The 11,452-nt window shown below is 37.0% G+C and carries 11 protein-coding genes and 1 other annotated feature; of the genes, 4 read left to right on the top strand and 7 right to left on the bottom strand.

Annotation, left to right across the window (positions count from 1 at the left end):
- Window positions 1-5: 5 nt before the first annotated feature.
- Window positions 6-1,040 carry a phenylalanine--tRNA ligase subunit alpha gene (pheS, locus tag WAZ07_RS01495; protein ID WP_090916448.1) on the bottom strand — a complete coding sequence of 345 codons (1,035 nt, stop codon included), beginning with the start codon at window positions 1,038-1,040 and terminating at the stop codon, window positions 6-8.
- 44 nt (window positions 1,041-1,084) lie between these two features.
- Window positions 1,085-1,313, bottom strand: a binding site (T-box leader).
- 165 nt (window positions 1,314-1,478) lie between these two features.
- A complete protein-coding gene (locus WAZ07_RS01490) occupies window positions 1,479-2,243 on the bottom strand; it encodes a TrmH family RNA methyltransferase (protein WP_336471037.1) in 765 nt (254 codons plus the stop codon).
- Between the two features lie 114 nt (window positions 2,244-2,357).
- Between WAZ07_RS01490 and sspI the strand changes: the two genes are divergently transcribed.
- From sspI to WAZ07_RS01475, 3 genes are all read left to right on the top strand, one after another.
- Window positions 2,358-2,567: a small acid-soluble spore protein SspI gene (gene sspI / locus WAZ07_RS01485; protein ID WP_090916444.1), complete on the top strand. Its 210-nt coding sequence runs from the start codon at window positions 2,358-2,360 to the stop codon at window positions 2,565-2,567.
- A 193-nt stretch (window positions 2,568-2,760) separates the two neighbouring features.
- Entirely contained in the window at window positions 2,761-3,333 is a 573-nt protein-coding gene (locus WAZ07_RS01480; RefSeq protein ID WP_336471036.1) for an HD domain-containing protein, read from the top strand.
- Window positions 3,334-3,483: 150 nt separating this feature from the next.
- A complete protein-coding gene (locus WAZ07_RS01475) occupies window positions 3,484-4,200 on the top strand; it encodes a CPBP family intramembrane glutamic endopeptidase (RefSeq protein ID WP_336471035.1) in 717 nt (238 codons plus the stop codon).
- Window positions 4,201-4,426: 226 nt separating this feature from the next.
- On the opposite strand, the gene WAZ07_RS01470 is transcribed toward WAZ07_RS01475, so the two are convergent.
- The 3 genes from WAZ07_RS01470 to WAZ07_RS01460 form a co-directional block, all read right to left on the bottom strand.
- A complete protein-coding gene (locus tag WAZ07_RS01470) occupies window positions 4,427-5,707 on the bottom strand; it encodes an L-cysteine desulfidase family protein (RefSeq protein WP_336471034.1) in 1,281 nt (426 codons plus the stop codon).
- Window positions 5,708-6,110: 403 nt separating this feature from the next.
- Window positions 6,111-7,916, bottom strand: a complete 1,806-nt coding sequence (locus tag WAZ07_RS01465) for a DHA2 family efflux MFS transporter permease subunit (protein WP_336471033.1) — start codon at window positions 7,914-7,916, stop codon at window positions 6,111-6,113.
- A gap of 13 nt (window positions 7,917-7,929) precedes the next feature.
- Window positions 7,930-8,583, bottom strand: coding sequence for an HlyD family secretion protein (locus WAZ07_RS01460; protein WP_336471032.1), 654 nt, complete (start codon window positions 8,581-8,583; stop codon window positions 7,930-7,932).
- 287 nt (window positions 8,584-8,870) lie between these two features.
- Here WAZ07_RS01460 and WAZ07_RS01455 point away from each other — a divergent pair, with 287 nt between their 5' ends.
- On the top strand, window positions 8,871-9,488 hold the full coding sequence (locus tag WAZ07_RS01455) for a TetR/AcrR family transcriptional regulator (protein WP_336471031.1): 618 nt from the start codon (window positions 8,871-8,873) through the stop codon (window positions 9,486-9,488).
- 49 nt (window positions 9,489-9,537) lie between these two features.
- Here WAZ07_RS01455 and WAZ07_RS01450 read toward each other — a convergent pair whose 3' ends face one another.
- A complete protein-coding gene (locus tag WAZ07_RS01450) occupies window positions 9,538-10,623 on the bottom strand; it encodes a M42 family metallopeptidase (RefSeq protein ID WP_090916432.1) in 1,086 nt (361 codons plus the stop codon).
- A gap of 71 nt (window positions 10,624-10,694) precedes the next feature.
- Entirely contained in the window at window positions 10,695-11,186 is a 492-nt protein-coding gene (locus WAZ07_RS01445; RefSeq protein ID WP_090916430.1) for a dUTP diphosphatase, read from the bottom strand.
- Between the last annotated feature and the right edge of the window lie 266 nt (window positions 11,187-11,452).

Here is an 11,452-nt window from a genome sequence, read left to right as displayed (position 1 = left end):
TTCCCTTACGCTCGTTTGAATTGTTGTAAGAAACGTACATCATTTGTATAGAAATGACGAATGTCATCAACGCCATATTTTAACATCGCGATACGCTCTGCACCCATACCGAATGCGAAACCTTGATATTCTTTTGAATCATAGCCTGCCATTTCAAGTACGTTCGGATGAACCATACCAGCACCTAAAATTTCAATCCAGCCAGTCCCTTTACATGTGCCGCAACCATTTCCGTGACACATCATACAAGAAATATCCATCTCAACAGATGGTTCTGTGAATGGGAAGAAACTTGGACGAAGACGGATTTCACGATCTTCACCAAACATCTTTTTCACAAATACTTGCAGTGTACCTTTTAAGTCACTCATACGAATGTTTTTATCAATTACAAGACCTTCAATTTGCATGAACTGATGTGAATGCGTTGCATCGTCATCATCACGGCGATACACTTTACCAGGGCAAATAATTTTAATCGGGCCTTTTTCTTTATTATTTTCCATTGTTCTTGCTTGCACAGAAGATGTATGTGTACGTAGTAATGTTTCTTCTGTAATGTAGAAAGTGTCTTGCATATCACGCGCTGGGTGATCTTTCGGTAAGTTTAATGCTTCGAAGTTATAGTAGTCTTTCTCTACTTCTGTTCCTTCTGCAACTTCATATCCCATACCGATAAACACATCTTCAATCTGTTCAACAACCGCTGTTAACGGATGGTGACAACCTGTTTCTACAGGGCGACCTGGTAATGTAACATCAATAGTTTCAGATGCTAACTTCGCTTCAATTACTGCTTTTTCTAAGTGGTTAATTTTGTCTTCTAGGCGCGTTTGAATTGCCGCGCGTACTTCATTTACTAACGCTCCCATACGTGGACGCTCTTCTGGAGATAATTTCCCCATGCCGCGTAATACTTCTGTAATTGGGCCTTTTTTTCCTAAATACGCAACGCGTACATCGTTTAAGCCTTTTAGCTCTTTCGCTTCTTCAATCAGCTCTAAAGCTTCTTGCTTTAGCTCTTTTAAACGTGCTTCCATTTGGAACCCTCCTAATGTTAAAAATAAAAAAACCTCGCTCCCTAAAAAGGGACGAGGTAAATTCGCGGTACCACCCTAAATTGACAGAACGAGCCTGCCCACTTAATTCGTTATAACGGCTTGTTAGACCGGAACGCCTTTACATTTACATGGTCCTGGCGTCAACTCCAGAGGTGAATTCACTTCCGTCTACCATAAGAATGCTTTCAGTCCATGACATTCTCTCCCTAAATGGCGATTTTGCAAGCTACTCTTCTCTATCATCGTTTTTTAAACTATTTCACTTTTATTGGATGTTCAAAACGTCCGGTAAAGATAGCTCTCGTATTTCTTCGTTACGTCGCCACTCCGTGTCCTCGTGGCTTCCGTGCCTCGAACTACTCGGCTCTCTTTATCCTCTTTTTTGAACACGTACTTCCACCTATTATAAGAAGTTTTTTAGCGATTCGCAACCGGAGTTTGTAAATAATACGTTAAAATGCCTGCTGCAACCGCAACATTTAATGATTCTGCTCCTCCGTAAATCGGAATGTATAAATTTTGATTACATTTCGCAAGAAGCTCTTGGCGAACGCCATTTCCTTCGTTACCTACAATTAATGCAAAACTTCCCGTCGGTGCTACTTCACCGTATGGAACCCCGTTTTCAAGAGCTGTTCCGTATACAGAAACGTTCTTTTCTGTTAACTTGTCTACCCATTCTTCTAAGTTTCCTTTTACAATCGGTAAATGGAATACAGACCCTTGTGTAGAACGTAATACTTTACTGTTATATACATCGACGCATCCTTCTCCAAGAACAACCGCATCAAGTCCAGCTGCATCTGCTGTACGAATGATTGTTCCTAAGTTACCTGGGTCCTGCAGGCCGTCTAATAGTAGAAACTTTCCATCTGTAAGAGCGATTTCTTTCTCATGTTTCTCACAAACCGCAAATACACCTTGCGTCGTTTCTGTTTCACGTAACAATTTTACAACCGCTTCAGACACAATATACATTTCCACATCAGCAACCACCCAATCTTTCGGAAGGTCTGTCTGCTCTGAGACGATCAGTTCTGTTGCAACTCCTGCTTTTAAAGCTTCCTCTACTAAATGGAATCCTTCTACAAAAAATAACCCTTTTTTATCGCGCTCTTTTTTCGTTTGCAGCTTCTTCCACTGCTTCACACGCGGATTTTGTACTGAATCAATGTTTTTCATTCTATGCATTCCCTCTCTTCTTGTCTTCTCATTATAGCCTATTTTTCATACATATTTACATAAAAAAGAACAAAAACTAACCTCAGTTTCCATTCCTAAAAAGAGGTGAACATGATGAACTTTAATTTACGCGGTGCTGTATTGGCAAACGTATCAGGAAACACGCAAGACCAATTACAAGAAACAATTGTTGATGCAATTCAAAGCGGAGAAGAAAAAATGCTTCCAGGCCTTGGCGTTTTATTTGAAGTCATTTGGAAAAATGCTGATGAAAATGAAAAACATGAGATGTTAGCAACGCTAGAGCAAGGATTAAAGAAATAAGCAAAAGAAAGTCACCTTAGCATAAGAAAGCTAGGGTGACTTTTCTGTTATAAAAAAGACATCAAACTTCCTCTTCTCTTAAATATTTCTACTTTACTAACCCAAGATGATGAAGTAAAATGTTCAAAATATACTTATGTCTATCTATTCGTTTCCATCATACACATCAATGAATAAAAGGAGTGAATGTTTTATGCGCCGTGTCACACTTGAACAAATTTTCAAACATCCTATTACACAAAAATATATAAACCGTTCTGGAATGGTTCACGCAATTGCTGTTGCTTACCATGCGTTTCACTTAGCAAAAAAATATCACGTTTCAGTCGATGCAGCAACAAAAGCTGGTTTTCTTCATGATGTAGGACATTACACATGGTATCGTAATGGGGAATGGGACTATGAATTGTATAAAAAGAATGATATACACGCTATTAAAGGAGCAGAAAGAGCTCATAAATTATTAATCCGATTAGGAGAACACCCAAAACAAGCAAAGGAAATTTCCGTTGCCATTCTCTTACACACTGATTCTTTTCTACTAGAACAAACACTTGAGAGAACACCTCTCCAAAATATTATTAAATGGGCAGACGAAGCAGATGAAGAACCGAGCGGGGCACATCACTACCGAACAATCTCTTATGAAAAAGCACTGCAAGCAATCAAGCGATTAGATCAGATGGTAGATCGTGAATTACAAATCCAACAATCGACATCCTGTGCTCATCTTTCTCCCAATGAAAGAACAGAGCAAATTTGTTGATCCATAACAGGAAAAAAATCACCTTAGTAAATGCTAAGGTGATTTTTACTTTGATTAGAAAATTTCTAACTATTATGTAATATAAAGTTATGGTACATTTTATCCAAATATGTATAATTTTATATATAAACAATAGAGAGGATTCGATATATGCAACATTCTGTACAACTTACATATGATCAAAACCATTCTTTATCATGGGGAAAATTTGTTGGTTCTGTTTTATTTGCTTTTTTTGGGGCACAGATCATAAGCGGTTTATTTATAGGTCTTCCGTTTATGATTTACACTGCAGGCCTTTCCGACAAAAAAACAATCGCCCTATACAGCTCACTTGGAAATACTGGAGGTACTTTATTACAACTGCTCATTTTATTATTGTTTATTTTTAAATACGAACCTATAAAGAAACTATTATTACCTGTTTTAAATTTTCAAGCACTCCAAAAAGTTCGTACATATATATACTTATTTCTTTTCTTCGGACTTAGTATTGCTATTCATATATTTATAATTTCTAAGCTATTTCCTCATGCAACGCAAGAACAAGATTTAGCTTTAAACTTAGAAAATTTAAACCAATATAAAATTCTATTAATTTTAGGAAGTGCGATTTTCGTCCCCATTTTTGAAGAGCTTATTTTCCGCGGAATCATTCTTCAATTTTTCCAGCAACGTTTTCCATTTTGGATAGCAGCAATTGGCTCAAGCTTCATCTTCGGAATCGCCCATATATACTCTCTAGGTGTTATGGTTGGTGCTTTTATGATGGGAATGTTTATGGCCGTATTATGTAAAAAAACGAATTCTATTATTCCAGCTATGTTATTTCATATGATGAATAATACGCTTGCGTTTTTATCTTAAAAACTGAATAAACCAGTTATCACCATCAAAAAGGAGCATAATTTTGCAAACACGCCATTATGGTTGTATAATGGCGTTTCAATTTTTATTTTATTATTATCTCAAACGTTTCCTCATCTAAAGGAGCTTTTGGAACAGTCTATTTCACTTTCATATGTTGAATTATTCAGTAGAATGTACATGGACTCTACTGATTATTAATAGCATCCACGGTGATACATCACTACTATTTTCTTTTATTAATCATCATCTCTAGCATAATCTTATCCATATTCGATGAACCTTCATTTCCTAATCGGCAAAAATTCTCAATTGTTTTATCAACATCTGCTTCGATAAATCCATCTGTAGCAGAGATACACATTCCTTGTGAGGCTAACAGTGCAGATTGTACAGCTGCGCTTGAACAAGTTGCTACTTTCATCGCACATCCTGCCTTTGCTCCGTCACAAATCATCCCTGTTACATTTCCAAGTGTATTTTGGATTGCATACTTTATCTTTTCAATATCTCCACCTAATAAATACGTAATAGCAGCCGATGCACTTGCACCAGCAACTGTTACACCGCAAAGTGCAGACAAACGTCCAAACTGACTTTTAATGTAAATCGCTAATAAATGACTTAACGTAACAGCACGAATTAGCTCTTCTTCCGAAGCATTTAATTTCTCACCTGCAGCTACTACAGGCATCGTTACGGCAATCCCTTGATTACCACTTCCTGAATTAGCCATTACTGGCATTGTCGAACCGGCCATACGTGCATCTGAACCAGCAGCTGCTAATGCCATCGCATGAGTTGTTAAATCATCTGATAGAATTCCTTTCAATACATTTGCCTTTAATGTTTTTCCAACTTGTAAGCCATATTCATTCGACAAACCATCTAGTGCCACATTACGATTCAGTTCAATACTCTTTTTTACAAGTGCCAATTCCTTTACATCTACAGTCGTAACAAATTCATATATTTCTGGAATCGTTAGTTCATCACGTTCTTCTTCAGAAGTGGCAAAGTGTGTATTTCCACATCCATTCTTATAAACAAGCTCCCCATTCACTTCTACTAATGCGATAAATGTGTGATTATCATGAATAATAACCCTTGCATATCCCTCGTCTGTCGTAAATTTCACTTCAATGTATAGCTTTTTAGACGTATCTGCTAATTCTACAGACACTTTCCCCGCTTCTACTAAAGAGATTGCTTGTTCTTCATCTTCTTCTGAGATTCCGGCTAACACTTCTAAATCTTTTTTGCTGTCTCCCGCTAACACCCCTAAAGCAGCAACAAAGTCAATTCCAGTAGCCTTCATTCCTGGTATACCAACCGCCATTGCATTTTTAATGACATTTGTACTTGCAAGTACTTCAATTGACTGTATGTCACCCTTCATATAATCTCTTGCAGTAGCTGCGGCTAACGCAATCGACACTGGTTCTGTACACCCTAAAGCAACGACTAATTCTTTCTCTAACACACGTAACATACTATTCTTGTTCACAAATTGTCCCCCTGTCTTTCAACTACCCATCATGTGAAATGATGAACAAGTTTTCGCAAAAAATTAATTGTTTTCATCTACCTTCGAAAGAAATGTGACGAGCGGATAGTATTGTTGTAATAATATTTCATTCTTCATTACTCCTATACCGCCTGTATTACATTGCGATGATAATTTATTATCGTAATTTAATAGTATTACAATATGTAAGCGATTACAAAGAATTTTTGAACCCCTTTAACATTTTTTTCTATCCCTAGATATTTGCAGTGCAAGCAAACCTTCAAGGAATGGGGGTTTTGTTCTTCGTGTTAGTGGGCGGAATATGCGCATTCAACTATGGCAGAAAAAGAAAGTAAACAGTATCATTCATTTAAAACCGTTCACATAAAAAAAGCAGAGATCATCTCTCTGCTTTTCTGTTTGCCTTATTTCCTGGTTGTAGGAAAAATGATAAGACTAATGCAATGGCCGTTAAGATTGTTGCAATCCAAAATGCATCATTAATGCCGTTAATGACGGATAACTTGGAAACTTGCCCAAATAGCATTTGTGAACTTAATGCATTTCCTGCCTGAGCTGATCCTGTCATGGCAGCAACGCTTTGTCCCATTTGCGATAGTTTGTTTACGATAATCGGATTTGTTGTTGTAATTGCATTTGCGTAATCTGCCATATGATTTGTCATTTGCTGCGTCATAATTGTGATTAAAAGCGCAGTTCCAATGGAGCCCGCAACTTGTCTTGATGTATTTTGCGTTGCTGTTCCATGAGAAATAAGTTTCATTGGCAGAGCATTCATCCCGGCCGTCATGATTGGCATCATAATAAAGGACATCCCAAACGAACGAATAATATAGTCTCTCATAATTTCACTATAAGGTGTGTCTAATGTTAAATGTGTAAATTGATATGTTGCATATGTTGTAAGGATTAATCCAAAAATAGCAAGTGGTCGAATGCCGTATCTATCAAATAATTTCCCGGCAAATGGCCCCATCATTCCCATGATTAAAGATCCTGGCAGAAGGAGTAATCCTGAATCAATCGGTGTAAATCCACGAATGTTTTGTAAATATACAGGAAGCAATATCATCCCGCCATACAATGCCATCGTAACAATTGCATTGATTAAAAGCGTCGAGGTAAATGCAGAATAGCTGAATACACGAAGGTCTAACATTTTGTTGTCAACCGTTAACTGTCTCCAGATGAATAGACTTAGTCCGATGATACCAATTACGATCGCAATGATAACCTCCATACTACTCCAGCCATTATTCCCTGCCTCACTAAAGCCATATAGTAAGCTTCCAAGTCCGATACTAGAAGCAATCACACCAAAAATATCTAGTGTCGCCTTAGCTACAGGCTGTTTGAGCGTAAAATATTTTAGTGCTAATACGATAATAAGTAAACCAATGATAAACATCGCATAGAACATAACATTCCATGTGTAGTTTTGAATAACCCAGCCTGTAAGTGTTGGCCCAATAGCAGGTCCTAAAATCATCGCAATACCAAGCAGTCCCATCGCAGCCCCGCGTTTATGAGGCGGGAAGATTGTCATGAAAATATTCATTCCGACCGGCATTAAAATACCAGCACCAACCGCTTGAACAACACGTCCTGTCATCATCATCGTAAAGCTTCCAGATACCGCACAAATCATTGAACCTGCTGTAAAGAACAGCATAGCCGCTAGAAATAAGCTTCGGTACGTAAACCGCGAGACTAAAAATGCACTAATTGGCACTAATACCCCGTTCACCAGCATAAATCCTGTTGTAAGCCACTGTGCTGTAGATGTTGATACATTAAATTCATTCATTAATGCTGGCAAAGCAACGTTAATTAACGTTTGATTTAAAATCGAAACGAACATTCCAAAAATAAGAACAGCTAAGACAACTTTTACGTTAAATTCAGGAAGCACCGTTTGAGAACGAGACGTTTTCGGTTTCGTATCTTCCGCTTTTTGTTCTTGTTTTGGTTGTTCCTGTTTTGGTTGTTCTTGTTTTTCAATTGTTTCTTCTTCCTTAACTTCTGGTATTTCTTGTTTTCTTACTGCCTCTTTTTTATTATCTGAAACCCCTTGTGCTCGAACTGGTTCTTCTATCCCTTTTCCTTTTTTTCTAAAAACACGATTTACAATAATGAACACGACAATACATAAAAGAGCGTATCCTACAATAAAGATCGAGGACATATTTCATTCCCCCTTACTTATGAATCCGAACTGTGACATTCATGCCTGGGACAATATTTAATGATTTACTATGATCTAATGAAATCTTAACAGGAATAACTTGTGTTACTTTCGTATAGTTCGCTGTTGCGTTGCTAGATGGTAGCATAGAGAATGCATTTGCTGTTGTTAAACCAATTTGTTCTACTTTTCCTGTTAACGTTGTATCAGGATATGCATCAACATATACATCCACGTCTTGCCCTTTTTGAATCTCATCTACGTCTGTTTCTTTAATATTTGCCGTTACCCATAGATCACTCATATTATAGGCATATGCAAGCGGTGTTCCTGGCGCAATATAAGAATCTCGCGTTGCATTTGATTGAACAAGCGTTGCATTTGCTGGAACTGTAATATCTACTTCTTGTGCAGTACCCCCAGCGTTATTCATTACAGAACCTACTTTATCACCAGCATTATAATTTTTTCCTACTTCCGCTTTCCAATCTGTTAATTTCCCTGCAACTGGAGATGCAATAGGTACTACTTTCCCATCAATTTTTGCATTGTCCGTTTTCAAATAATTTGTTGATTGATTGTAATAATAATAGCCGGCAAATCCACCGCCAACTAACACAATCAATGTAACAATATTGATGATAATCATTCTCCGAAATTGACTCATTGTTTCCCTCTCCTTATTTTCAATATCAATTTATTTTCTAATAAGTCCTGCTCTCTTTTTAATTAACAAGGTTGACCATTCATATTATTAAGGACTAATTAAAAAAAGAGCCTTTTTCTGCGCGCAAAACCCTCTCCTTATTTTGTGCTAAGAAAAAGAATATCGTTTATAATTATAAATAATTCATTTCGAGCGACAACCGACAATTTATTTTGAAATGTTGTTTTTCCAACATTTCACTGTATATATGTTGAAAAAGTATAAAAAACCAAGCAAGGAGAACAAAAATGTCTATTAAAAATTCAAATGATCCACGCGTAAAACGAACGAGACAATTAATACAAAATGCTTTTGTCGCTTTAGTTGACGAAAAAGGATTTGAAAATATAACAGTACAACTTATTGCTGAGCGGGCACCTGTCAATCGTGCTACTTTTTATAGTCACTATCATGATAAATATGATTTATTAGATACAAGTATTGAAGAGATGTTGAATACCTTAACAGAAGTAATTAAACCAAAAAAATTTCAAAAAGAAGATTTTCAGCTTACATTCGATTCTCCTCATCCAATCTTTTTTGCCTTGTTTGAACATATCGCCGAAAATGCTACTTTTTATAACGTAATGCTCGGTGAAAAAGCAGCTGGAAATTTTTCTTACAAAATGATGAAAACCATTCAGGCACATTTCGCATTAAGCCTTTCTATTTCACAGCCAAATGATGACGAACTGATGGTTCCACGTGATATTCTTATTAGTTACGTAACCGGCGCGCATGTCGGTATGATTATTTCGTGGTTAAGAAGAGGAATGGTATACACGCCACATTTTATGGCTTTGCAGTTAACACGTTTAATCATTTTAGGATCCCATACCGCCGCCGGGTTAGAAAGACCTTTTTAATAGGAACAAGAAAAAGCGAAAGAGGGCTCCTCCTTCGCTTTTTCTTATATTAATCAAATGTAATGTTATGTACAGCCTTAGTATCAAGACGTTTCACAACTTCTACAATTAACTTCACTGTATTTTCATAGTCATCACGATGCAACATTGCCGCATGGGAATGAATATAGCGAGTTGCAATTGTAATTGCCATCGCTGGAATACCGTCCACAGAAATATGGATTGCTCCTGCATCCGTTCCGCCGCCAGGAAGTGCATCGTATTGATACGGAATATTTAATTCATCTGCTACGCCAACAACGAAGTCACGAAGACCTTTATGTCCAACGATAGATGCATCGTATAAAATAATTTGCGGGCCATCACCCATTTTTCCTTGTGCTTCTTTTTCGCTTACTCCTGGTGTATCACCAGCAATTCCAACATCTACTGCAAATGCGATATCAGGTTGAATATAATGTGCAGATGTTTTCGCTCCGCGAAGACCTACCTCTTCTTGTACAGTTCCAACACCGTATACAATGTTTGGATGTTTTTCATCTTTTAATTGTTTTAAAACATCGATTGCAATTGCGCAGCCAATCCGGTTGTCCCATGCTTTCGCAAGTAACATTTTTTCGTTTTTCATTACTTGGAATTCGAAATATGGTACAACTTGATCTCCTGGGCGTACGCCCCACTCCAGCGCTTCTTCTTTACTAGAAGCACCGATATCAATAAACATATCTTTAATATCAACTGGCTTTTTACGAACTTCAACTGGTAAAATGTGCGGTGGTTTTGAACCAATGACACCCGTTACATCACCTTTGCTCGTAACAATTGTTACGCGCTGCGCTAACATAACTTGTGACCACCAGCCGCCAACCGTTTGAAAACGCAAGAAACCTTTATCATCAATTTGCGTAATCATAAAACCGACTTCATCTAGATGACCGGCTACCATAATTTTTGGTCCATTGCCGTCACCAATTTTTTTCGCAACTAAGCTTCCTAAGTTATCTGTTGATACTTCATCAGCAAACGGTGCGATATATTTCTTCATTACTTCGCGTGGCTCACGTTCATTTCCAGCAATCCCGCGTGCATCTGTTAATTCTTTTAGCATCGTCAATGTCGCATCTAGTTTTGTCATTGGACAAAGTCCTCCTTTTTCTTCATCTCTTCAATTATACAAGAGTGGAGAATAATATTCAAAAAATTCCATCAATACCCTTCTGTTTGACGCTGATGATTCACTTCATTTTTATCTAAGTATGCTTTTTCAATCTCTTCTTGTCCAAAATCAAGTGCTTGCCCTAAACGAAGATAGCTCGTAAACAATTCAATGTAATTTGTAATAGATGGCTGCTCATTAAAACGAATTGCTTTCGCATATACATCTAAGAAAATTTCTACTTGTGTTTTATTTGTTAGTGCACATTTATAAAACAAGAAATTTTTATCAATTCCTAAATCGATTCCAATAGATAAAATAAAATGCAGCCCATCTACGTACTCTTCTAGCACAACCTGACGCTCAGAAGCTGGCTTATTACTCCAATATTTAAAGCAGCGTGTTTCATTTGCAAGTTCACCAATTTCCACAAGAAGCGCTAACATTTTTTCTTTTAATAACTTTTTCGGCTCTAGATTATGTTCTTTCGTAATACGATCATCTAATTCTTTTTGTAATTTAAATAGTTGTAGTAAATCCAAAACGTACTCCTCCTTCAATATCGAATAAATTTACTCGATATTGCTCCATTCTAATGGTAAATATAAGCAAATAACCAAGTTATATTCTTACATTATAACAGTGTCAGTTTCGTGTGGAAAGACAAGATTGGCCAAAGTCAAGTTCCCATGTTACAGCATATTTCATGCAAATAAACATAAAAAGCCAGAGAACCTCTCCGACTTTTTATGTTTATTCTTCTATATTATTGTAACTTTTATTCTCACTTTGTCATATCTAACACAAC

Origin of the sequence: Bacillus bruguierae (assembly GCF_037104725.1) — a bacterium.
In the GTDB taxonomy this organism is placed as follows: Bacteria; Bacillota; Bacilli; order Bacillales; family Bacillaceae_G; genus Bacillus_A; species Bacillus_A bruguierae.
The sequence above is the reverse complement of the archived record's forward strand: the minus strand, read 5'-3'. Positions and strand labels throughout refer to the sequence as shown.

Excerpts from the sequence above, each read along its gene's own strand:
- pheS (WP_090916448.1), bottom strand. The coding sequence starts at position 1,040 with ATGGAAGCACGTTTAAAAGAGCTAAAGCAAGAAGCTTTAGAGCTGATT.
- WAZ07_RS01490 (WP_336471037.1), bottom strand. The coding sequence starts at position 2,243 with ATGAAAAACATTGATTCAGTACAAAATCCGCGTGTGAAGCAGTGGAAG.
- sspI (WP_090916444.1), top strand. The coding sequence starts at position 2,358 with ATGAACTTTAATTTACGCGGTGCTGTATTGGCAAACGTATCAGGAAAC.
- WAZ07_RS01480 (WP_336471036.1), top strand. The coding sequence starts at position 2,761 with ATGCGCCGTGTCACACTTGAACAAATTTTCAAACATCCTATTACACAA.
- WAZ07_RS01475 (WP_336471035.1), top strand. The coding sequence starts at position 3,484 with ATGCAACATTCTGTACAACTTACATATGATCAAAACCATTCTTTATCA.
- WAZ07_RS01465 (WP_336471033.1), bottom strand. The coding sequence starts at position 7,916 with ATGTCCTCGATCTTTATTGTAGGATACGCTCTTTTATGTATTGTCGTG.
- WAZ07_RS01460 (WP_336471032.1), bottom strand. The coding sequence starts at position 8,583 with ATGAGTCAATTTCGGAGAATGATTATCATCAATATTGTTACATTGATT.
- WAZ07_RS01455 (WP_336471031.1), top strand. The coding sequence starts at position 8,871 with ATGTCTATTAAAAATTCAAATGATCCACGCGTAAAACGAACGAGACAA.
- WAZ07_RS01450 (WP_090916432.1), bottom strand. The coding sequence starts at position 10,623 with ATGACAAAACTAGATGCGACATTGACGATGCTAAAAGAATTAACAGAT.